Genomic DNA, 22449 nt, shown 5'->3' with positions numbered 1-22449 from the left:
GCCGCGGGTCGGGGTGCTCCGCCTCACCGGCGGGGGGTTCCTCGAGGCGGAAGCGTTGTCTCGGGCGCGGATCCGGGTCGCGGGTGTCGCTCATTGCAGCTTGTCTCCGATCAGCCAGTCCAGGGCGGCATCCATGCGGATATGGAGCAGGGCGCCGCCCTCCCGGGGAGCCGGACGGAAGGCGGGGAAGTCGAAGCCCTGGCGGGCCCAGAAGGCGGCATCGGGCAGCCGGTCCGGCACCTCGCCGGGAAACAGCAGCTGCTCCTCGCCGGAGAGGTCGGTACCGCGCAGCGCCGGCGAGCGTCGCCCCTGATGGCTCACCTCGCGGCTCTCGGTGGCGCGGATCGCCGCCAGCGACAGGGCGCGGACCGGCACGTCGGCGAAGCGCAGGTCCTTGAGCGGCTCGGCCAGCAGGGCCTCGAGCAGGGCGACCAGGCGGCCGTGCTGCTCGGGGGTGACGTGATCGGCCTTGGTGGCGGCGATGGCCAGGCGGTCGATGCGCGGGGCGAACAGCCGCGACAGCAGGCTGCGCTTGCCGTAGTCGAAGCTCTGCATCAGGTTGGCCAGCGCCCGGGAGAGGTCCTCGAAGCGCTCCGGGCCGGCATTCAGGGCGCCGAGCAGGTCCACCAGCACGATCTGGCGGTCGAAGCGGCGGAAATGATCGCGATAGAAGGGGCGTACGATGTGCTGCTGGTAGTGGCGGAAGCGCTTGGCCAGGGTGGCGTAGTTGCTCTCGGGCGGCAGCCTGTCCAGCGCGGCGCGCTCGGCGCCCTCGATGCCCGGCAGGGGAAAGAACTGCAGCACCGGCGCGCCGGCGAGCTCCCCGGGCAGCAGGAAACGCCCCGGCTGCAGGTCGGCGAAGCCGGCCTCCCGGGCGGCCCTCAGGCCCTCGGCGTAACGCTCGGCGAGCTCGGCGAGCTGCCCCTCGTCGGCGGCGGCGGCGGGGTCCAGTTCGGCCGCCGCCGCGAGCCAGTCGGTGAACAGGGCGGCGCGCTCATGGCCGCGTGCCGGCTGCTGGGCCAGGCTCCAGCTGGGGTAGTCGTGCTCGAGCAGCGGCAGGTCGAGCAGCCACTCGCCGGGGTAGTCGAACAGGTCCAGGGCCAGCTCCCGGGTCTCCCCGCCGAGCAGGCCGCGCCTGGTCGGACGGTAGCGGATCGTCAGGCGCAATTCGCTGATGCCGCGGGTCGGCTCCGGCCAGTGCGGCGGGGTGGCGTCGAGGGCGGCCATGGCCTGGTCGTAGGGAAAGCGCGGCACGCCCAGGTCTTGCTGGTTGACCCGGCGGGCGCCGAGCAGGCGACCCTCGCGGGCCACCGGCAGCAGGTCGAGGCGCGCCTCCAGGCCGGCGTGGCGGAGCTGGTTGACCAACGAGGTCAGAAAGGCGGTCTTGCCCGAGCGCGACAGGCCGGTGACCGCCAGGCGAAGCTGGCGGTCACGGCCGCGCTCGAGCAGGTCATGGAGTTCGCGAGCCAGGGGCTGGCGCATCGGCAACGGTTCCCTTCGCAGCAGGATCAGCCGCTAATGTGAGGGCGTTGGCCGCGTCTGGCAAGCCGTTGCCAGATCAGCAGGGCGATCGGCAACAGCGCCGGCGGTACCAGCAGGGCATTGAGCAGCGACCAGCCGAGCAGATTCACCAGGGGGCCGGCGAGCAGGGCGGTGAGGGCCACGGTGGTGAAGACCAGGAATTCGTTGGTGGCCTGGGTGCGCGCCTTCTCGGCCGGGCGGTAGGTCTCGGTGAGCAGGCCGGTGGCCGGCAGGAAGGTGAAGTTCCAGCCCAGGCCGAGCAGGATCAGGGCGGTGTGGAAGCCGGCCACGCCGGCCTCGACCTGGGCCACCAGGCCGCACGCCGCGAGCAGCAGGCAGCCGGTGGCGATCATCCGCTGAGGCCCGAAGCGGGCCGTGAGGTGGCCGGTCACGAAGGAGGGCAGGAACATCGCCAGCACATGCCACTGGATGGTGGTGGCGACATGGTCGAAGTGGAACCCCGCCCCGGCCATGGCCAGTGGAGTGGCGGTCATCGCCAGGTTCATCACGCCGTAGCCGATCAGGGCCGAGACCACGGCGAGGAGGAACACCGGCTGGCGCACGATCTCGCCGAGGGGGCGCGGCTGCCCTTGGCCGTGGGTGGCCTCGGGCGGCGGCAGGCGGGTCAGCAGCAGGATGACCAGGGCGACCAGGTAGAGCACGCCGAGCCCCAGGAAGCTGCCGAGGAAGGGCGTATCGGCGAGTTCGCGGCTGACCCGGGCCAGCCAGGGGCCGAAGAAGGCGGCCAGCACGCCACCGCCCATCACCAGGCCGATGGCGCGGTCGCGCAGGGCCAGGGGGGCGGCCTCCACGGCGGCGAAGCGGTAGAGCTGGCCGAAGCCGATGCCGATGCCGATCAGCCAGGTGCCGAGCATGAACAGGCCGAATGACTCACCGATCAACGCCTGGGCGGCCACCGCCACGCCACCGAGCCCCGTCAGGTTGCCGAGGATGAAGCCGCGCCTGCGCCCCAGCCGGGCCATGATCAGCGAGGCGGGAATGGTCGCGCACATCAGGCCCAGCCACTGGGTGGCCACCGGCGCGGTGGACCAGACCGGGGCCGGCGCGAGGCCGGCGCCGATCAGCGGTGAGACGGCGATCAACAGGATATTGCCGCTGACCAGCAGGGCCTGGCACAGCGACAGCAGGGTGACGGTCAGTGGCATGGGGTGAGTCTCCTTTCGATGGCTGCACTATAGCCTGTGCGGCTCTGGAGGGGACATGTCAGCGTCCCGTGAAAACGACGATGCCCCGCACGGGGCGGGGCATCGAGGCGTCCGCGAGAGCGGTGTCAGGTGCCGGCGAAGGCGGCGTAGATGATGACCACCAGCACCACCAGCACGATGCCGGCGGGCACCGCGCCCTTCCAGGGCGTCAGGTCGACATCGCCGCTGTACTCGTGGACCCAGTCGGTGTCCCGCGGGCGCAGCCTGCCGATGAGCAGCATGACGGCCACCAGCAGCACGAAGACGCCGGCCACGAAGTGGAACTCGTGGATGATCAGCGGCAGCTTGTCGAAGGGCGGCACGAAGTAGCCGGCGGCGATCAGCAGGCAGCCGCCGACCAGCGCGACCTTGGCCGCCATGGGCGGTACCCGCTTGGTCAAGAGACCGACGATCACGACCGCCAGGATCGGGATGAAGTAGATGGCGTTCATCTTCTGCAGGTAGCCGAACAGGCTCTCCTGGCCGGCCAGCAGCGGGGCGATGGTCATGGTGACGATGGCCATGATCCAGCCGAACACCTTGCCCGCCCTGACCACCTGTTCGTCGCTGGCATCCTTCTTGAGCACGCCCTTGTAGATGCCGAGGCTGAAGATGGTGGTGGTGCTGTTGAGTGCCGAGTTGAACGACGACAGGATGGCGCCGACCATCACCGCGGCGAAGAAGCCGGTGAGGTAGGGAGGCAGGACATTGAACACCAGGTGGCCATAGGCCTCGTCGGCGCGTACGCCCTGGTCGGCGTAGAGGTGGTAGGCGATGATCCCGGGCAGCACCAGATAGAGCGGGCCGAGCAGCTTGAAGAAGCCGGTGAGCAGCACGCCCTTCTGGCCCTCGGCGAGGGTCCTGGCGGCGAAGGTACGCTGGATGATCTGCTGGTTGGTGGTCCAGTAGAACAGGTTGATCAGGAACACGCCGGTGAACAGGGTGAAGAACGGCACCTGCTGCTCGGGGCCGCCGATCGAGTTGAGCTTGTCCGGATCGCTCTCCTTGAGGATGCTCCAGCCCTCCAGGAGGCCGCCGTCGGCGCTGACCGCCTGCAGGCCGAAGTAGACGATCACGAAGCCACCGACCAGCAGCCCGACACCGTTGAGGGTGTCGGACACGGCAACGGTGCGCAGGCCACCGAACAGGGCGTAGATGGCGCCGATGATGCCGACGATCCACACCGTCAGCCACAGCAGGACGGTGGGCGACTGGATGCCGGTCAATCCCTGCAGGTCGAGCATGCCCTGCAGCCCCATGGCGCCGGAGTAGAGGATGATCGGCAGCAGGATCACCGCATAGGCGATCAGGAAGATCACGTTGGTGATCAATTGGGTCCCTGCGTCGAAGCGGATCGCCAGCAGCTGCGGCAGGGTGGCGATACCGCTTCTCAGGAAACGCGGCAGGAAGAACAGCGCCAGTGCCACCAGGGCGATGACCGCCACCACCTCCCAGGCCATCACGGAGAGGCCGTCGCTGAAGGCGGCACCGTTGAGCCCCACCATCTGCTCGGTGGACAGATTGGTCATCAGCAACGAGCCGGCGATCAGCGGGAAGGTCAGGGTGCGACCGGCGAGGAAGTAGCCGCTGGTGCTCTCGTGGTCGTCGCGGCGGGTGAGGCGCCAGGTGATCAGTGCGACCAGCCCGGTGAAGAACAGGAAGGACGCCAGGGTCAGGGCATGCATAGGGGAGAACCTTGCGGTTGTCGTGGGTGGTCGGCACCCGAGGTGTGCCGCGAAAAATCGGTAAATTTACATGGAAGCAAGGGATTCTAGAGAGGATAATCGATTCATCTATTAGGCTTTGGTAGTAGTCGTGGCGTCTATTTCAGGTGATATTACTTTCCGAATGCTCGGAGGGCCGTTTTTCAGGCCGTCGCCGCGAGCATCTGGTAGAGCACCGGAAAGGCGGCGATCAAGAAGCCACCCACGGCGAACAGGTAGCCGGGCCAGCGATGGCGGGTCCGCTGCGCCAGGGTCAGGCCGGCGAGGCACACCACCAGGCCGATCAGGTTGAAGGCGTAGCTGGCGATTTCCAGGTAAAGCTGTAGCGACATGGCTGTTCCTCGACGGTCCGCGGGCTCGCGGCGGTGTTCATGCTAGGCTGATGCTATCAGGAGCGGCAGGGCGCTCGCAGGCCGCCCGAGCGAGGTGGCAAGCGTGGATGACAGGGAGAATGGCATGGACACAAGGCTGCCGGGGGTGGAGGCGGTGATCGACTTCTGGTTCCACGGGCTCGAGCCGGCCCAGTGGTTCCACAAGGATCCCGCCCTGGACACGACCATCCGCGAGCGCTTCGGGCCGCTGCTCGAGGCCGCCGGCCGAGGTGAGCTATGGCAGTGGCGGCTCTCGGCGCGTGGCCGACTGGCCGAGGTGATCGTGCTCGACCAGTTCTCGCGCAACATCCATCGCGACACCCCGTCCGCCTTCGCCCGCGACCCCGTCGCCCTGGTGCTCGCCCAGGAGGCGGTGGCCAACCGCATCGATCGCCATCTCGAGGTGCCCTGGCGGGCCTTCCTCTACATGCCGTTCATGCACAGCGAATCGTTGTCGATCCATGACGAGGCGCTGGGCCTGTTCGACCAGCCGGGGCTCGAGGAGAACCTGCGCTTCGAGCGACGCCATCGTGAGGTCATCGAGCGCTTCGGCCGCTACCCGCACCGCAACGCCATCCTCGGGCGCGAGTCGACCCCCGAGGAACTGGCCTTCCTCGAGCAGCCGGGGTCATCCTTCTGAGCCGGGGAGCCTTTCTTCCCGGCCCCGGCTGGGGCACCATCGGGACCATCCCGACCACATGCTATGTAAGGAGAGCGACATGGGACTGATTGCCTGGCTGATCATCGGTGGTCTGGCCGGCTGGATCGCCGGCCATATCATGCGGGGGGGCGGTTTCGGCATCCTCGGCAATATCGGCGTCGGTGTGGTGGGGGCCGTGATCGGTGGCTTCCTGTTCAGCCTGCTGGGGTTGCAGGCCGGCGGCTTCATCGGCTCGCTGGTTACCGCCGTCGTCGGCGCCGTGGTGCTGTTGTGGGTGATCGCGAAGATCCGGCAGGCCTGAGCCTCGCGGCAGGGCAAGTGACCTCGCCCGGCCGAAAACGGCCGGGCGAGGTCGTTGTGGCCCCTTACCGGCCCGCCGGCGCGGGCCGGATGCGTCGATAGCGATCGACCCTCCGGTCGAGCCAGGCTCCGTCGAGGGAGGCCTCCTCGGCGCGACCGGGTACCTTGATCTCGAGCAGGAAGATGCCGTCGCCCCCGCCGTTTGTCTTGCCGTGGGCGAGGCGGCGGCCGAGCCGCCGGGCGAGGGTGGGCTCGAGGCCTTCGACCCGCCGCCAGGTCAGCCGCAGGGCCTGCCGGTCGAGCAGAAACCGGAAGCGGGCCGCCTCGGTGAGCACCGAGACGGCGCCATGCACCAGGCCCTGGGAGAGGCCCTCGAGGGTGCGGTAGGCAGGGGCGCCGGCGGCCCGGCAGGCGTGCGCCCCCTCGACGCGGCAGCGCTCCCGTTCGGCGGGCTCGTCGGGCCACCGGCCGCCGCGGCGTCGCTCGGGGGTGGCCGGATAGGCCAGGGTGATGGCCAGGCCGGGGGTGCCGTCGGGCAGCGTGATATCCGTAGCCGTGATCACGCCGTGCGGCAGCTCGTCCTTCAACCAGCGATAGTCGCAGGCCTGCTGAATGGTGGTCCGGGCGTCCTCCAGGGTGTGATGGGCGCTCTGCAGCGAGCGCAGCATGGCAAGGGTGCGGAACATCGGGGCTTCCTGTCGGCGGCCGAGGCAACCCTCGGGATAGTGGGTCAAGGCCCGTGGCCGGGTCAACGCTCGTCAGACGACGAACCGCCCGGCTGTTGCCAGCCGGGCGGTTCGGGGTCAAGCGCCGTCGGTGCCGGGTGGTCCGGTCAGGCGGTGGCGGCGGTTTGGCTGCCGACCAGCTCCTTGAGGGACTCCTCGACGATGGCGAGGCCTTCCTCGAGGATCTCGTCCTCGATGGTGACCGGCATCAGGAAGCGGATGGTGTTGCCGTACAGGCCGCAGGAGAGCAGGATCAGCCCCTTCTCGCGGGCCTTCTTGCACAGCGCGCCGGCCAGGTCGGCGTCCGGGGTGTGCGTGGCCTTGTCGGCGACCAGGTCGATGGCCGCCATGGCCCCCATGTTGCGGCCGTTGTCGACGCAGTCGAACGTCTGCTGCCACTGGGCGAAGCGCTTGGCGAGCTTGTCGCCCAGCGCCTGGCTCTTCTCCAGGATGCCCTCCTGTTCGAACACCTCGAGGACCGCCAGGGTCGCCGCACAGGAGACCGGGCTGCCGGTGTAGGTGCCGCCCAGGGAGTTGGGGCCGGAGGCGTCCATGTGCTTGTCGGTACCGACCACCGCCGAGATCGGCATGCCGTCGGCCATGCTCTTGGCCATGGTGATGATGTCGGGCTCGACGCCGCTGTGCTCGATGGCGAACATCTTGCCGGTACGCCCGAAGCCGGACTGCACCTCGTCGACGATCATCAGCATGCCGTGCTCGTCGCAGATCTCGCGGATCGCCTTGAGGAAGCTGGCCGGCGCCGGGTAGAAGCCGCCCTCGCCGAGTACCGGCTCGAGCACGATGGCCGCGGTGTCGCGGGGGTTGGCGTCGGTCTTGAGGGCCATCTTCAGGCCGCGCAGCGCCTCGTCCTCGCTGACCCCGTGATAGGGCACCGGGTAGGGCGCCCGGAAGACGTTGCCCGGCATGCTGCCGAAGTCGGTGGCGTAGGGCGCGACCTTGCCGTTCATGGCCATGGTCATGAAGGTGCGGCCGTGGTAGCCACCGTCGAAGCAGATCACGTTGTTCTTGCCGGTGGCCGCACGGGCGATCTTGACCGCATTCTCCAGCGCCTCGGCACCGGAGTTGGCCAGCATCACCTTGGCATGGCCGCGCACCGGGGTGATCTGGCTGAGCTTCTCGGCCACCTTCACGTAGCCCTCATAGGGCATCACCGTCTGGCAGGTGTGCATGACCTTGTCGAGCTGGGCCTTGACCGCCTCGACCACCTTGGGGTGGCGGTGGCCGATGTTGAGCACGCCGATGCCGCCGGCGAAGTCGATGATGCGATTGCCGTCGGCGTCCCAGAGCAGCGCATTCTCGGCGCGGTCGGCAAACTGGGTGGCCGGGCTCGCGGCCCCGTTGGCCACGTAGCGCTGCTTGAGTTCGTTGAGCTGAGCGTTGTTCATGATGCCTCCTTGAAAAAAGGGATTGGCGACCGATCAGAGTCCGCCGACACAGACGTATTTTAGTTCAGTGTACTCATCCAGACCGTGGCGCGACCCTTCGCGTCCCAGTCCCGACTCCTTGACGCCGCCGAAGGGGGCCAGCTCGGTGGAGAGGATCCCCTCGTTGACCGCCACCATGCCATACTCCAGGCCCTCCATGACATGCCAGATACGGCGGTAGTCGCGGGCATAGAAGTAGGCCGCCAGGCCGAATTCGGTGGCGTTGGCCATGGCGATCGCCTCGTCGACAGTGTCGAAGCGGAACACCGGCGCGAGCGGCCCGAAGGTCTCTTCCGTGGCCACGCGCATCTCGTCGGTGACATCGGCGATCACGGTGGGCTGGAAGAAGGTGCCGCCCAGCGAGTGGGGCTCGCCGCCGCAGACCAGGCGGCCGCCCTTGGCCAGGGCGTCGGCGATGTGCGACTGCACCTTGTCCACGGCAGCCTGGTTGATCAGCGGCCCCTGCATCACGCCGTCGTCCAGGCCGTTGCCGACCTTCAGCTCGGCGACGCGACGGGTCAGTTTCTCCAGGAAGGCGTCGTAGACGCCGGCCTGGACCAGCAGGCGGTTGGTGCAGACGCAGGTCTGGCCGGAGTTGCGGTACTTGGAGGCCACCGCGCCCTCCACGGCGGCGTCCAGGTCGGCGTCGTCGAAGACGATGAAGGGGGCATTGCCGCCGAGCTCCATGGAGGCCTTCTTGACCGTGCCGGCGCACTGGGCGAGCAGTTTCTTGCCCACCGGGGTGGAGCCGGTGAAGGAGATCTTGCGCACCCGCGGGTCGCTGGTCAGCACCTCGCCGATCTCCGCGGGCTTCGCGGCGGTCACCACGTTGAGCACCCCGGCGGGGAAGCCCGCCTGCTCGGCGAGCCTGGCCAGGGCGAGGGCGGTGAGCGGGGTCGCCTCGGCGGGCTTGATCACCACCGGGCAGCCGGCGGCCAGCGCCGGCGCGCACTTGCGCGTGATCATCGCCAGCGGGAAGTTCCAGGGGGTGATGGCGGCCACCACGCCGATCGGCTCGCGAAAGACCAGGATACGCTTGTCGGCGCCATGGCTCGGCAGGGTCTCGCCGGCCACACGCTTGGCCTCCTCGGCGTAGTACTCGACGAAGGAGGCGCCGTAGGCCACCTCGCCGCGGGACTCCGCCAGCGGCTTGCCCTGTTCCAGGGTCATCAGGCGGGCCAGCGCCTCCTGGTTGGCCATGATGGCCTCGAACCAGGCGCGCAGCAGGGCGGCGCGCTCCTTGGCGGTCCGGCGCCGCCAGGCCGGCCAGGCGGCCTCGGCGGCGGCGACCGCCTCGCGGGCGGCATCGCCATCGAGATCCGGGACCTCGGCGAGGGTCTCGCCGCTGGCGGGGTTGGTGACGGCGAAGCGGCGTTCGGCGTCGCGCCACTGCCCGGCGATATAGGCCTTGTCGACGATCAGTTCGGTCATGTGCGCCTCCTGCGGGGCGGTGGTCATCATGTTGGACGAGTGTGCATTATTTAAAACGCTTCGCCAAGCCCTTCCTCGTTCGCATCCCGGCGAGACGGGATATGGGCGACACGGGACGATTTCCTGATCTCCGACCATCGGCGCGGGCGTGGCTTTCCGCTACACTAGGGCGCCGAATTCCCGGTACGCCCGAGCGTGCCGGCCGTCTTTCTTGGAGTCGAGGTGAGCCTTGGTCGATACCCTGAATGCCTGGTGGGCCCAGCAGCTGGTGCTGTGTGACTGGGCCTTCGATCCGGACCCGCTGGCGGTGGACGCCGCGGCCGCGGTAGCTCGTCTGGCGGTCCTGGGCGTGTCCGATCGTGGCGAGCTCGGCTGGCGTCTGGTCGAGACGATAGGGGGCGGCGGTGCCGCCGTCGACCCGGCCCGGATGCTGGCCGGCCTCGAGCTGGTGGCCCTCGCCGGCGGCGCCGGCTGGCTCTCGCAGCCGCGGGCACGGGACTGGGCCCAGCGGCTCGCCGGCGAGATCAGCGCCCACTATTCCAGCCTCGACGTCTGGCTCGAGGCGCTGCGCCGTGTGCGCGGTGCCGAGGGCTGGGTGCGCGGCGACGACGGCTTCAGCGATGCCTGCGAGGCGCTGGCGGTGCTCGAGCACGAGGGCGACGGTATCACCTGGGAGCGGCTCGGCGAGTGGCTGGCGATCCACGACCGGCACCTGGCGCTGTGGCCGGAGGCCCCGGAAGAGCAGGTCTGGCGCCTGCGGGCCGGCTTCTCGCCGGTGGTCGAGTGGCCGGCGGGGCCTGCCGACTGGGCAGGCCTGGAGGCCTGGCTGGAGGAGGCCTGGCAGATCCAGGGGCGTGACGACCTGCTGCGCGCCCTGCTGTGGCTGGCCGGGCAGGGCGACCGCCAGGGCTGGGACCTGGAGGCCAGTCGTCTGCTGGCGCTCGACATCGCCGCTCGGCATGACTGGCTGGAGCGGTTGAGTGGTAGCGAGCACGCCTACGGACGCGTACTGCTGGCCTTCGTCGGCCATGGCGAGCCCCTGGAGTGGGCCGCCTGGGACTGGCTGCGGCTGATCGACCTGGCCTGGGCCGGTGCCTGCCTGGGCTGGCTCGACGATCGGGAGGCGACGGATTTCGCCCTGCACGGAGCCGACCTGATATTGCATCGCTACAGCGACTGGGCGGCCGTGGCCCGGGCGTACCAGCGGGGGCGCAGCCTGTTCGAAGGCCGCGACCTGCTGCCCGCGCTCGAGGCCGACTGGAAGCTGCTGCTGCAGTCACCGGTGAGTCCCTGGCACCCGGCGTTGCAGGGCCTGATCGAGTCGTCGCTTCTCGAGCGCTCTCGCCGCGCCCTGCACGACTGGCGCCGCACGCCGCGTCACTGGGTGCTGGCCCTGGCCTCGGTGCGCGAGCCCGAGCTCGCCGTGCGCCAGGGGCCGGTGGCACCGGTGCTCCCGGCGCGGCGTGACGATGCCCGCGAGTACCTGCGTGATACCCTCGACCTGCATGCCGACGAAGGCGTCGAGGCCCTCGCTCGCTACTGGCTGCCGGCCCAGGCCCACCACCTCAACCAACTGGCCGCCGATGCCGCGCATGGGGCCCTGCCTGCCGTCGAGACCCCCTTCGGCCATCCGGCGGGGGGCGATCTCGCCCAGCGCGATGGCCTGCGTACGGCCAGCCGGCACTCGGCCACCGTCCACATGGCCGAGAAGTACGCCTTCTACCTGCAGATGGCCATGGACAGTGAGGCCTTCGATGCGGCCGGCCTCGAGGTGCTGGCCGAGGCGCTGCGCGGTTCGCTGTGCCGCTTCTATCCCGATGCACGCCGGCTGCTGGAAGCCTGGGCAAGCTGGGAGTCGCTGCTGCCCGAGGAGGAGCAGCCGCCCTTGTCCGCCGAGATTCGCTGGCACCTCGAGGATCCCGGCAGTCTCTTCCACTGGCTCGACTGGTGTCCCGGCGAGTGGCAGGAGCCGGGCCGCCGGCCCAGCCTGCCGCACTTCACCGCCATGGCGCTGGTCGGGCCGCTCAACAGCGCCGCCTGGAGCCTGCCGCAGCCGGAGAGCGAGCGCGAGTGTGCCTCGATCCGCGACTGGATCGACGGCCACTACGGCCTGCATGCGGCCACCGAACTCACCGAGTTCCTCGACTTCCTGCTCGAGGCCGGCGACCGCCAGGAGTATCAGATCAACTACGCCCCCTACACCCTCAACGATGCCCGCCTGGGCTCGGAGATCGCCACCCTGGAGTCCGGCGAGTGCAGCGAGGAGGAGGCCAGCCACCTGCTGCGGCTGCGGCGGGTACGCGACAACGAGGACGGTTGCAACGACACCGACATGGCGGCCTGGGACATCGCCCAGACCGTCGACCTGGCCATCGCCGGTCGCCAACTGGGGTGGCTCGATGAGACGGCCTTCACCCGTGTCCTCGAGAGTGCCCATGCCCTCGCCGCGGCTCACTACGCCGGCTGGGAGGAGTACGCCCGGGGCCTGTATGCCGGGTTCTCCTTCTTCATGGGCGAGACGCCGGAGCGCGAGAGTTTCCTGGCCAGTTTCCGCCAGGCGCTGGTGGCCTGGCTGTCCGGGGCGCCGCCGCTGGCCGGGCCCTGGGCGAGCCTCGACTTCCCCGGTGCCCGGCCTCGCCATTGGGCGCCGTTGCACATCGATACGCTGCCGGGAGATACCCGAACGCTCCACTGACCGGGGGCCGGGACCTCTCGCGTGCCGGAAGGCCTGTCGTCGTCACATGGGACTCGCCATCGGCCGGAAGAGTGGTTTATAGTCAACGGGTTTGATGATACGGCTCCTGTTTTCGGGAGCCCCAGCCACTCAGCGAGCCGCAGTCAGGCCGCTCTGGCAGTGATACCGACGAGGGTGTCAGGCGTCACTGCCACAGCGACAACCCGGTGGTCCGAGATGCAGCCTGCGAAGTGCTGCCCGGGACGGGTGCGGCTCAGGGAATGAGGTCGTCGCAGGATGGTCGTCACGCGATCGTGTCGTGCCCTGATGGTTATCGTGTCGCTGGCCCTGCTGGCCGGCTGTGCCGCCGCCCCTCGAGAGGGCGCCTCCAAGGCCCCCGACGACTACTTCGCCCGCCAGTTGCCGGGCTTGCCCGGGGGCTGGGATCCGATGATGTCCCCGGTGGACAACCCCGTTCGCCAGGTGCGCAGCCTGCACGCTCCGCCGCCGGCACTGGTGCGCCAGGCGCTGCTGGCCCAGCACGAACGCTGGGTGGGCACCCCCTACCGCCTGGGTGGCACCACCCAGCGCGGCATCGACTGTTCGGCGCTGGTCCAGCACGTCTTCAACGACACCTTCCGCCTGGAACTGCCGCGCTCCACGGGAGAGCAGGTGCACCAGGGCACGCCCATCGCGCGTGACGAGTTGCAGGCCGGGGACCTGGTCTTCTTCCGCCCGCCGGGGGCCTATGACCATGTCGGCATCTACGTCGGCGACGGTTACTTCCTGCACGCCTCCACCTCCCAGGGCGTCAAGCTGTCGAGGCTCGAAAGCGACTACTGGCGCCGCCACTACTGGCAGGCCCGGCGGGCGCTCGAACCCACCCAGCTGGCGCAGCGGGTCGCCGCCTCCGGCGAGGGCTGAGCGCCGGGTTCACAGGGCGTCGCGATGACCCAGCACGAAGTCGACGAAGGCCTGCTCGGCGCGTGACAGGTAGGCGCCCCGTGCCCAGGCCAGTGACAGGTCGAGCCAGGCCGGGGGGTCGAACGAGACGGCGGCCAGCTCCGGCTCGTCCACCACCCGGCGCAGGAAGGTGGTGATGCCGAAGCCCTGGCGGACGATCGCCTTGGTCAGCGGGATCAGGTTCGACTGGAAGGCGACGTCTGCCGTGAGACCCGTCTGGCGCGACAGGGCGTCGACGAACTCGCGATGGAAGTAGCCGTCCTGGAACAGCACAAGCGGCTCGCGGAAGAATGCCTCGGCGGTGACCCCCGCGCGCCCGGTGAAGGGGTGCTCCCGCGGCACGCAGACCACCATCTCCTCCCGTACCAGCCGCCGCCGCTCCAGGTGATGGCTCGCCGCGTCGTCGATCACCACCCCGAGATCCAGCTCGCCGTCGGCGATCATGCGCTGCAGGCGGCGGGCGCCGGCCTCGACCACGGTCAGGCGAATGCCGGGGTGGCGGGCCTTGAAGCCCATCAGCAGGGGCGGGAAGTAGTAGGAGCCGAGCATCGAGGGAATGCCGATGCGCAGCTCGCCCTTGACCAGGCCATGCAACTCGCGCATGGCCAGGTGGGTGGCTTCGGCCCGCTCGAGCAGTTGCCGGGCATGCAGGCGCAGGTGTTCTCCTTCCGGCGTCAGGCCGATGCGCCGCTCGTGACGCTGGAAGAGCGTCAGCTCCAGGCGCTTCTCCAGGTTGGCGATGGTCTGGCTCACCGCCGACTGGGCGACGTGCAGCTCCCGGGCCGCGGCGCTGAAGCCGCCCCGGTCGGCGACGCTGAGGAAGACCCGCAGGGCGCGCAGGTCGAAGGGTAGGCTCATAAGATAATCAGATGGCTCCTATCTTGATATTCTGTTTGGCTTATCATTGTGCGCGAGCGATCATGCCTTGCCAAGCAGGAGGGCAACATGATCGAAGTGCATTCCCGCGCCTGGTGGCGCGCCACCCTGGCCCTGTGCCTGGGTTCCTTCCTCGTCTTCATCAACCTCTACGCGCCACAGCCGCTGCTGCCGGAGCTGCGTGCGACCTACGGGATCTCTACCCTGATGGCGGGCCTGGTGATGTCGGTCGCGACCCTGGCGCTGGCCGCCTCGCTGCTGGTCTTCGGCCCGCTGTCGGATGCCATCGGCCGTGCCGGCATCATGCGCCTGACGCTGCTGGCGGCGGGGGCGCTCTCGCTGGCCCTGGCGCTGGCACCGAACTTCGAGAGCCTGCTGCTGCTGCGGGCCCTGCAGGGGTTCGTGCTGGGCGGGCTGCCGGCGGTGGCGATCGCCTGGATGGGCGACGAGTTCGAGCGCCCGGCGCTGCTTTCGGCGGTGGGCCTCTACATCGGCGGCAACACCCTGGGGGGCATCAGCGGCCGGGTCGTCGGCGGGGCCGTGGCCGAGGTGGGTGGTGCCCCGGCCAGCTTCCTGGTGGTGGGCGCCATGACGCTGGCAGGCGTGGCGCTGTTCTGGAAGCTGCTGCCGCAGGCCCGGGCCTTCACTCCGCGCCCCTTCGAACTGCGCGGCGCCCTGGCCGACCTGGCGGGCCACCTGCGTAATCCGCTGCTGCTGTCGGCCTACCTGCTCGGCGGGCTCAACTTCCTGATCTTCATCAACCAGTACAGCTACATCACCTTCCGCCTGGCCGAGGCGCCCTTCGGGCTGGGAGCGAGCCTGCTGGGTCTGATCTTTCTCACCTACCTGGGCGGCACCCTGGGGTCGACGCTCTCCGGCCGGCTGGCCCGCTCGCTGTCGCAGCCGGCCTGCATGATGGCCGGCATCCTGATCCTGATGACCGGTACCCTGGTGACCCTGGTCGACTCGCTCTGGCCGATCGTCCTGGGGCTGACCCTCAACGCCTTCGGCTTCTTCCTGGCCCACTCCATGACCTCGAGCTGGGTGGGGCGCCATGCCGAACGGGCCCGCGGCAGTGCCTCGGCCCTTTACCTGGTGTTCTACTACGGCGGTGCAAGCCTCGGTGGCCTGTGGCTGGAGCCCTTCTGGCGGTTCGCCGCCTGGGAGGGCGTGGCCCTGGGCTCCTGGCTGGTGCTGACGGTGACGCTGGGCATCGCCGGCTGGTTATGGCGGCATGAGCGCTCAGCGAGCGAGCGACAGGTCGCCGCCTAAGCCTCCCGCCTCTTCGCCCCAGATCTCGTCGAGGCGCTCCTCGCGGCGACAGGCGGCCTTGTAGAAACGGTAGCGTACCGGGTTCTTGCGGTAGTAGTCCTGGTGATACTCCTCGGCCGGGTAGAAGGCCTCGAAGTCATTGATCTCGGTGGCGATCTCGCGACCGAATCGGTCGGCCAGGGCCTCCCGGCTGGCCTCGGCCAGGGCCCGCTCCTCGTCGTTCATGGGGAAGACCGCGCTGCGGTAGGAGGCTCCCGCATCGCAGAACTGGCGGTCCACGGCGAAGGGGTCGATGTTGCGCCAGAAGACGTGCAGCAGCGCCTCGTAGTCGACCACTTCGGGATCGTACTCCACTTCGACGACCTCGGTATGGCCGGTACCACCGGCGACCACCTGGTTGTAGGTGGGATTCTCCACATGGCCGCCGCTGAAGCCGGAGGTGGTCGAGAGCACACCCTCGACCGGATCGAAGGCTTCCTCGACACACCAGAAGCAGCCGCCGGCAAAGACGGCGGTGGCGGTCTGCTCTTCGGCGAGGGCCGTTCCGGTCAGGCCGAGCCCGAGCGGGAGGGTGAGCAGGGCGAGCCAGCGGGGAGTAGTGAGAACCGGCATGGGGGTGGCTCCGATGGACGGGGGTGGTAGATTGGAGGTTGTCGTACGCCAGGGGTTCCGTACAACCCCTGTTGAATTCTACCCTTGCTGTAAGGTAGTGCGAGTGGCGGCGACACAAGGGCGAACCCGTCCCACGAGCCCATTCTCACCAGGAGCCTTCCCGTGACCCGACGTCGCCTGTTGCTCGCGGCCCTGATCGCCATGATCGTCGCGGCCTATTTTCTCAGCGGGGCCGACGAGGCCTTGACCCTGCAGAATCTTCAGGCCGAGCAGTCCCGCTTCCGGGACTGGCTGGCCGCGGAGCCACTGACGGTCGTCGGCGGCTTCTTCCTGATCTACGTGGTCATGGCCGCCGTCTCGCTGCCGGGGGCGACCCTGCTCACGCTGCTGGGAGGCGCGCTGTTCGGCTTCGGCTGGGGCTTGCTGATCATCTCCTTCGCCAGCACCCTGGGCGCGACCCTGGCGGCCCTGATCGCCCGCACCCTGGTACGGGCACCGCTGGAGCGGCGCTTCGCCCCCCAGTTGGAGCGCATCAATGCCGGCATCGCGCGCGAGGGGGCCTTCTATCTCTTCACCCTGCGGCTGATCCCGCTGTTCCCCTTCTTCGTGATCAACCTGGTGCTGGGCCTGACCCGCATGCGCCTGTGGACCTTCTACTGGGTCAGCCAGGTCGGCATGCTGCCCGGCACGGCGGTGTACGTGAATGCGGGCCGCGAACTCGGCAATCTCGAGTCGCTCTCGGGCATCCTGTCCCCGGGGCTGATCGGCTCCTTCGTCCTGATCGGGCTCTTCCCCTGGCTGGCCCGGGCCGGTGTGGCGGTGGCCAAGCGCCGTCGGCTGGCGCGGCGCTATGACCGGCCCACCGCCTTCGACCATGACATCGTGGTGATCGGCGGCGGATCGGCGGGGCTGGTGGCCAGCTATATCGCCGCCGCCGTCAAGGCCAAGGTCGCGCTGGTGGAGCGCGACCGCCTGGGCGGCGACTGCCTCAATACCGGCTGCGTGCCGTCCAAGGCGCTGATCCACGCCGCGCGTGCCGCCAGCGAGATACGTGGGGCGTCGCGCTACGGCGTGCAGGCCGGTGAACCGGAGATCGACTTTGCCGCGGTGATGGGGCACGTGCACCGCGCCATCCGCGAGGTCGAGCCCCACGATAGCCGTGAGCGCTACGAAGGGCTGGGCGTTGACGTGATGGCCGGCGACGCCCGCCTCGAGGACCCCTGGCGGGTGAAGGTCTCGACGGGCCAGGGCGAGCGGGTGCTGACCGCACGCCACGTGATCATCGCCAGCGGGGCGCGGCCTCGGGTGCCCGACCTGCCGGGCCTCGAGGCGATCGAGGTGCTGACCTCGGATAATCTCTGGCGGCTCGAGGCCCTGCCCGAACGGCTGGTGGTGCTGGGCGGGGGCCCCATCGGTTGCGAGCTGGGGCAGAGTTTCGCCCGCCTGGGGAGCCGGGTCGCACTGGTGGAGATGGGGGACCAACTGCTGCCCCGCGAGGACCGGGACGTGGCGGCCGAGGTCGAGACCCGGCTCGGCGGAGAGGGGGTCGGGGTGCATCTCGCCACCCGGGCGCGACGCGTGGTGCCGGTGGACGGCGGCCATGCGCTGGAGGTCGAGCGCCCGGGCGACGATGGCGAGGCCGTCATCGAGCGGCTGGGCTTCTCGCACCTGCTGGTCGCCGTGGGGCGCCAGGCCAACGTCGAGGGGATGGGACTCGAGGCGCTCGGCGTGGAAACACGTGGGGACGGCACCCTGGCCGTGGACGAGAGCCTGCAGAGCGTGCTGCCCAATGTCTGGGCCTGCGGCGACGTGGCGGGTCCCTTCCAGCTCACCCATGCCAGCGCCCATCAGGCCTGGCATGCCACCGTCAATGCCCTGTTCGGTGAGCTCAAGCGCTTCCGGGTCAGCTATCGCGCGCTCCCGGCGGTGACCTTCACCGACCCGGAAGTGGCGCGGGTGGGGCTCAGCGAGCGCGAGGCACGGGACAGGGGCGTCGAAGTCGAGGTCACGCGCTATGATCTGCGCGAGCTGGACCGGGCCATCGCCGAGGGCGAGACCGATGGCTTCGTCAAGGTGCTGACGGTGCCTGGCAAGGACAAGATCCTGGGGGCGACCATCGTCGGTCAGGGCGCAGGGGAGATGCTGGCCGAGTTCACCCTGGCCATGACCCACGGCATCGGGCTCAACAAGCTGCTGGGGACCATCCACTCCTATCCGACCCGCAGTGAGGCGGTCAAGGCCACGGCCGGCGTCTGGAAGAACGCCCACAAGCCGGAACGGCTGCTGGGCTGGCTGGCGCGCTACTTTGCCTGGCGGCGCGGCTCGACTCGGTTGGCGGCAATGAAGACAGTCGACGAGAGCATGAGAGGGAGTTGAAATGCTGGATCGCTGGACGATGCCGTTGACCCAGGCGCCGCTGACCTGGCTGGCCAGGTGGCTGCTGGCCCGAGGGGCGCGCCCCGACCAGGTGACGGCGGGGGCCTTTGTGGTCGGGATGCTGGCCGTGCCGCTGCTGGCGCTGGAGTGGTATCTGCCGGCGCTGGCGGTCATCCTGATCAATCGGCTGGGCGACGGCCTCGACGGCGCCCTGGCCAGGCTGGCGGGGCGATCCAGCGATGCCGGGGGGTTCCTCGATATCGGCCTGGACTTCGTCTTCTATGCTGCCGTGGTGCTCGGCTTCGCGCTGGCCGACCCGGCGGCCAATGCCCTGGCGGCGGCCTTCCTGCTGTTCGCCTTCATTGGTACCGGCACCTCGTTTCTGGCCTTCGCCATCATGGCCACCCGTCATGGCCTCACGCGGCCCCGTTTCCGGCAGAAGGCCTTCTACTACCTGCATGGCCTGACCGAGGGGACCGAGACGATCCTCGCCTTCGTGGCGTTCTGCCTCTGGCCCGCGCATTTCGCGCTGCTGGCGATACTGTTCGCCGCGGCCTGCCTGGTCACCACCGCCACCCGGCTCTGGGGCGGGTATCACACCCTGCGGGCCCTCGCGGCTTCTCCCTGAATACGGACGATGGGACCCGGAAACGACGAAGGGGCAGCCGGTGGCTACCCCTTCGCGATCGAACCCGGCACGGATCTCAGTGCTCGACGCCGCCGGCGCCATGCACGTGGCCGTGCTCGATCTCTTCCTGGCTGGCCTCGCGAACCTCGGCGATCTCGACGTCGAAGTTCAGGATCTGGCCGGCCAGCGGATGGTTGCCGTCGACGGTGACGGTATCGCCTTCCACCTTGGTCACGGTGACCATCAGCGGGCCGCCCTGGGTCTGGGCCTGGAACTGCATGCCGGGCTCGACGCTTTCTACCCCCTGAAAGGCGTCACGCGGCACTTCCTGCACCAGCTGCGGCTGCTGCTCGCCGTAACCTTCCGCGGGCTGCACGGTGGCGGTGAGCTTGTCGCCGGCGGCGCGGCCCTCGAGCTCCTTCTCGAGGCCCGGAATGATGTTGCCGGCGCCGTGGAGGTAAGTCAGCGGCTCGCGGCCTTCCGAGCTGTCCAGCACTTCACCTGCGTCGTTGGTCAGGGTGTAGTGGAACGCGACAACGGAATTTTGCGCAATCTGCATTGATGAACCTTTCGGTGAGTGCATGTAGCCAACATGGTAACGCGCTGGTCGGGGGGCTGTCAGGGGGATGGGCGAATTTCAGGATGCCCGCGTCGATCCTGAGACACATTCACGCCACCCGGTTCGGCGGCGGGAGGACTCTCGAACGGTTGCGTGCCCCAGTGGGCAGGGATACCCTTGCGTGACACCCATTTCCCCACCGCATACACCATCTTCCGGAGAGAGCCCATGACCATTGCCATGATCTGGCTGATCGCCTTCGCCGCCATCCTGTTCCTCTGCTATAGCCGCTGGGAGTCCAGCGTCAGCCCCGGCCTCGACAGGTTGCTTCCGGCGGTAATGAAGACCCATGGCGACAATCGTCTGGTATGGAGCCTGGCCCTGGCGGTACTGGGTGCCACCACCCTGGTGCGCCCGGTGGACATGCTGCTGACCGCGATCATCATCGCGCTGCTGGTGCTGATTGGCAGGAAGCTGGCCGGCTGGGCCATGAACAAGGTCGATATGTAAGCAGGGCGGGGCCCGGTGCCCCGACCCTCGCGCCAGGCAGAGGGCCCGCGGATGACTTCCGCGGGCCCTCTGTTGGTGTGGGGTGGCGTGCCTCGAGCGCCGGGAGGCGATCAGTAGGGGGCCACGCTCAGGTTGCCGCCGCTGCCGATCAGGCGTACGCGCTGGCCGGTCTGGAAGTCACGATCGGCCTTCTGGACCACGACGATGTTCTGGCCGTCGTCGCGGCGGATCTCCATCTCCCAGGCGCGAACCCGGTTGGTGGCGTCCTCGACGCGCGAGCCGGCCACGCCGCCACCGATGGCACCGGCCGCGGTGGCCAGCCGGCGACCGGAACCGCCGCCCACCTGGTTGCCCAGCAGGCCACCGATCACGGCGCCGCCGGCGGTGCCGAGCAGGTTGCCGGTGGGGCTGTCGGCCTGGATCTGTACCTGGCGCAGGGCGGTGATGGTGCCGAAGGTGACCTGCTGGCCGGTCTGGGCCTGACTGCCGCGATAGACATCACCGCCATAGGGGGAGGTGTTGGCACAGCCGGCGAGCGTCAGGACGCCGAGGGCGAGAACGGGAAGAAGACGTTTCATGTGGGACCTCCTGGGGCATTCATTCGGGCTATCGTGATGACAGCCCGGTGACATCCTGTCGCGGAATCTTGTCGTTACAGAACGCTGTTTGTTAATTAGTTTACCCAGCTCTGGTTGCTTTGACCAGCCACCCGGGGGGCGAGTGCCACCAGTGTAGCGCGTGAGTTGGGCAAATAGTGTGAAAACCGCACCGACGCCGGCCACCACAAAAAAGGGGAGGCCGAGCCTCCCCAAGGGTTCCAGTCGATCTACCGCGTTCGCGTCGGCTCAGCCGAACTGATTCATGGTGTTGTCCTTGCCACCGGCCTTGAGGGCCGCCTCGCCGTGGAAGAACTCCTTGTGGTCGTCACCGATGTTGGAACCGGCCATGTCCTGGTGCTTGACGGTGGCGATGCCCTCGCGGATCTCGCGACGCTGAACGCCCGCCACGTAGGCCAGCATGCCCTCGTCGCCGAAGTAGCCCTTGGCCAGGTTGTCGGTGGACAGGGCCGCGGTGTGGTAGGTCGGCAGGGTGATCAGGTGGTGGAAGATGCCGGCCTCACGCGCCGCGTCGCGCTGGAAGTTGCGGGTCCACTCGTCGGCCAGCCGGCCGAGCTCGGTGTCGTCGTAGTCGGCGCTCATCAGGCCGGCACGGTCGTAGGCGGAGACGTCCTTGCCTTCCTGCTGCCAGGCATCGAACACCTGCTGGCGGAAGTTGAGCGTCCAGTTGAAGGAGGGCGAGTTGTTGTAGACCAGCTTGGCGTTGGGCACCACGTCGCGGATGCGGTTGACCATGCTGGCGATCTGGCCGACATGGGGCTTCTCGGTCTCGATCCACAGCAGGTCGGCGCCGTTCTGCAGGCTGGTGATGCAGTCGAGCACCACGCGGTCCTCGCCGGTACCCGGCTTGAACTGATAGAGGCCGGAGGCGAGGCGCTTGACCTTGACCAACTTGCCGTTCTGCTTGATCACCACGTCGCCGTTGTCGATGTCGGAGGCGCTCTCGATCTCGTCGCCATCGAGGTAGCTGTTGTACTGGTCGCCCAGGTCACCCGGCTCCTTGGTCACGGCGATCTTCTGGGTCAGGCCGGCCCCCAGGGAGTCGGTGCGGGCGACGATCACGCCGTCTTCCACGCCGAGCTCGAGGAAGGCGTAGCGCACGGCGTTGATCTTGGCGATGAAGTCTTCGTGGGGCACGGTGACCTTGCCGTCCTGGTGGCCGCACTGCTTCTCGTCGGAGACCTGGTTCTCGAGCTGGATGCAGCAGGCCCCCGCCTCGATCATCTTCTTGGCCAGCAGGTAGGTGGCCTCGGCGTTGCCGAAGCCGGCGTCGATGTCGGCGATGATCGGCACCACGTGGGTCTCGTGATTGTCGATGCTGGCCTCCAGCTCGGCCGCCCTGGCGCTGTCACCGGCCTCCTGAGCCGCTTCCAGGTCGCGGAACAGGTGGTTGAGTTCCCAGGCATCGGCCTGGCGCAGGAAGGTGTAGAGCTCCTCGATCAGGGCCGGCACCGAGGTCTTCTCGTGCATGGACTGGTCGGGCAGCGGGCCGAACTCCGAGCGCAGGGCGGCGACCATCCAGCCGGAGAGGTAGAGGTAGGAACGCTTGGTGGTACCGAAGTGCTTCTTGATGGAGATCAGCTTCTGCTGACCGATGAAGCCGTGCCAGCAGCCCAGCGACTGGGTGTACTGGGAGCTGTCGGCGTCGTAGGCGGCCATGTCCTCGCGCATGATCTTCGCGGTGTAGCGGGCGATGTCGAGACCGGTCTGGAAACGGTTCTGGGCCCGCATGCGGGCGGCGTGCTCGGGGTTGATGCTCGCCCACTTGCCCTGCTGGGCTTCGCGCAGTTGAGCCAGTGCCTTGATATCGTCTCTGTATGACATGGGGCCATCCTTTTGGTCTGGAATGAATCTCTGGGTGGCGACGCCGTGGCACGGCTGATGTCGTGGCCGTCGGTATCGCCGGCTGCATCACTCGGCAATGCCTTATGCTGCACCTGCGAAGTCTCATCAGGTTCGGCCAGTTGCCAAGGGTTGTC

The 22449-nt window shown here is 68.7% G+C and carries 20 protein-coding genes; 8 read left to right on the top strand and 12 right to left on the bottom strand.

The window, feature by feature from the left end; all coding sequences use genetic code 11:
• Positions 1–90: 90 nt before the first annotated feature.
• From C1H66_RS09095 to C1H66_RS09080, 4 genes are all read right to left on the bottom strand, one after another.
• A complete protein-coding gene (locus tag C1H66_RS09095) occupies positions 91–1482 on the bottom strand; it encodes a YcjX family GTP-binding protein (RefSeq protein WP_102627571.1) in 1392 nt (463 codons plus the stop codon).
• Between the two features lie 26 nt (positions 1483–1508).
• Entirely contained in the window at positions 1509–2687 is a 1179-nt protein-coding gene (locus tag C1H66_RS09090) for an MFS transporter (RefSeq protein WP_102627570.1), read from the bottom strand.
• Between the two features lie 125 nt (positions 2688–2812).
• On the bottom strand, positions 2813–4411 hold the full coding sequence (locus C1H66_RS09085) for a solute:sodium symporter family transporter (RefSeq protein ID WP_102627569.1): 1599 nt from the start codon (positions 4409–4411) through the stop codon (positions 2813–2815).
• Between the two features lie 182 nt (positions 4412–4593).
• Positions 4594–4782 (bottom strand): hypothetical protein, encoded by a 189-nt coding sequence (locus tag C1H66_RS09080; RefSeq protein ID WP_102627568.1) that lies wholly within the window; start codon positions 4780–4782, stop codon positions 4594–4596.
• Positions 4783–4906: 124 nt separating this feature from the next.
• Here C1H66_RS09080 and C1H66_RS09075 point away from each other — a divergent pair, with 124 nt between their 5' ends.
• Both C1H66_RS09075 and C1H66_RS09070 read left to right on the top strand, forming a co-directional pair.
• Positions 4907–5461: a DUF924 family protein gene (locus C1H66_RS09075; protein WP_102627567.1), complete on the top strand. Its 555-nt coding sequence runs from the start codon at positions 4907–4909 to the stop codon at positions 5459–5461.
• 79 nt (positions 5462–5540) lie between these two features.
• Positions 5541–5783 (top strand): GlsB/YeaQ/YmgE family stress response membrane protein, encoded by a 243-nt coding sequence (locus C1H66_RS09070; RefSeq protein WP_102627566.1) that lies wholly within the window; start codon positions 5541–5543, stop codon positions 5781–5783.
• 64 nt (positions 5784–5847) lie between these two features.
• Here C1H66_RS09070 and C1H66_RS09065 read toward each other — a convergent pair whose 3' ends face one another.
• The 3 genes from C1H66_RS09065 to C1H66_RS09055 form a co-directional block, all read right to left on the bottom strand.
• Positions 5848–6468, bottom strand: coding sequence for a hypothetical protein (locus C1H66_RS09065; RefSeq protein ID WP_102627565.1), 621 nt, complete (start codon positions 6466–6468; stop codon positions 5848–5850).
• A gap of 146 nt (positions 6469–6614) precedes the next feature.
• A complete protein-coding gene (gene gabT, locus C1H66_RS09060; RefSeq protein WP_102627564.1) occupies positions 6615–7913 on the bottom strand; it encodes a 4-aminobutyrate--2-oxoglutarate transaminase in 1299 nt (432 codons plus the stop codon).
• A 33-nt stretch (positions 7914–7946) separates the two neighbouring features.
• On the bottom strand, positions 7947–9383 hold the full coding sequence (locus C1H66_RS09055; RefSeq protein WP_102627563.1) for an NAD-dependent succinate-semialdehyde dehydrogenase: 1437 nt from the start codon (positions 9381–9383) through the stop codon (positions 7947–7949).
• Between the two features lie 229 nt (positions 9384–9612).
• Here C1H66_RS09055 and C1H66_RS09050 point away from each other — a divergent pair, with 229 nt between their 5' ends.
• Positions 9613–12078: a YbeU/YbeR family protein gene (locus C1H66_RS09050; RefSeq protein WP_102627562.1), complete on the top strand. Its 2466-nt coding sequence runs from the start codon at positions 9613–9615 to the stop codon at positions 12076–12078.
• A gap of 306 nt (positions 12079–12384) precedes the next feature.
• Entirely contained in the window at positions 12385–12981 is a 597-nt protein-coding gene (locus C1H66_RS09045; RefSeq protein WP_102627561.1) for a C40 family peptidase, read from the top strand.
• 9 nt (positions 12982–12990) lie between these two features.
• Here the strand turns inward: C1H66_RS09045 and C1H66_RS09040 are convergent, their stop codons facing one another.
• Positions 12991–13878 carry a LysR family transcriptional regulator gene (locus tag C1H66_RS09040; protein WP_102627560.1) on the bottom strand — a complete coding sequence of 296 codons (888 nt, stop codon included), beginning with the start codon at positions 13876–13878 and terminating at the stop codon, positions 12991–12993.
• Positions 13879–13965: 87 nt separating this feature from the next.
• Here C1H66_RS09040 and C1H66_RS09035 point away from each other — a divergent pair, with 87 nt between their 5' ends.
• Positions 13966–15168 (top strand): MFS transporter, encoded by a 1203-nt coding sequence (locus C1H66_RS09035; protein ID WP_102627559.1) that lies wholly within the window; start codon positions 13966–13968, stop codon positions 15166–15168.
• Here C1H66_RS09035 and msrA read toward each other — a convergent pair.
• On the bottom strand, positions 15139–15780 hold the full coding sequence (gene msrA / locus C1H66_RS09030) for a peptide-methionine (S)-S-oxide reductase MsrA (RefSeq protein WP_102627558.1): 642 nt from the start codon (positions 15778–15780) through the stop codon (positions 15139–15141). The two genes, C1H66_RS09035 and msrA, sit on opposite strands and share 30 nt — an antisense overlap.
• A gap of 162 nt (positions 15781–15942) precedes the next feature.
• On the opposite strand from msrA, the gene C1H66_RS09025 reads away from it, so the two are divergent.
• Positions 15943–18156, top strand: coding sequence for an FAD-dependent oxidoreductase (locus tag C1H66_RS09025; RefSeq protein ID WP_102627557.1), 2214 nt, complete (start codon positions 15943–15945; stop codon positions 18154–18156).
• Position 18157: 1 nt separating this feature from the next.
• On the top strand, positions 18158–18784 hold the full coding sequence (locus C1H66_RS09020) for a CDP-alcohol phosphatidyltransferase family protein (protein ID WP_102627556.1): 627 nt from the start codon (positions 18158–18160) through the stop codon (positions 18782–18784).
• Positions 18785–18860: 76 nt separating this feature from the next.
• Here C1H66_RS09020 and C1H66_RS09015 read toward each other — a convergent pair whose 3' ends face one another.
• Complete coding sequence (locus C1H66_RS09015) at positions 18861–19343, bottom strand: FKBP-type peptidyl-prolyl cis-trans isomerase (RefSeq protein WP_102627555.1); 483 nt, start codon at positions 19341–19343, stop codon at positions 18861–18863.
• A 228-nt stretch (positions 19344–19571) separates the two neighbouring features.
• On the opposite strand from C1H66_RS09015, the gene C1H66_RS09010 reads away from it, so the two are divergent.
• Positions 19572–19853, top strand: a complete 282-nt coding sequence (locus tag C1H66_RS09010; protein WP_102627554.1) for a hypothetical protein — start codon at positions 19572–19574, stop codon at positions 19851–19853.
• Between the two features lie 110 nt (positions 19854–19963).
• On the opposite strand, the gene C1H66_RS09005 is transcribed toward C1H66_RS09010, so the two are convergent.
• Positions 19964–20431 carry an outer membrane lipoprotein gene (locus tag C1H66_RS09005; protein WP_102627553.1) on the bottom strand — a complete coding sequence of 156 codons (468 nt, stop codon included), beginning with the start codon at positions 20429–20431 and terminating at the stop codon, positions 19964–19966.
• Between the two features lie 267 nt (positions 20432–20698).
• Positions 20699–22294, bottom strand: coding sequence for an isocitrate lyase (locus C1H66_RS09000; protein WP_102627552.1), 1596 nt, complete (start codon positions 22292–22294; stop codon positions 20699–20701).
• Positions 22295–22449: the final 155 nt, after the last annotated feature.

Origin of the sequence: Halomonas heilongjiangensis, assembly GCF_002879645.1 — a bacterium.
In the GTDB taxonomy this organism is placed as follows: Bacteria; Pseudomonadota; Gammaproteobacteria; order Pseudomonadales; family Halomonadaceae; genus Halomonas; species Halomonas heilongjiangensis.
Note: the sequence above shows the minus strand (reverse complement) of the source record. Positions and strands in the feature narration are given on the sequence as shown.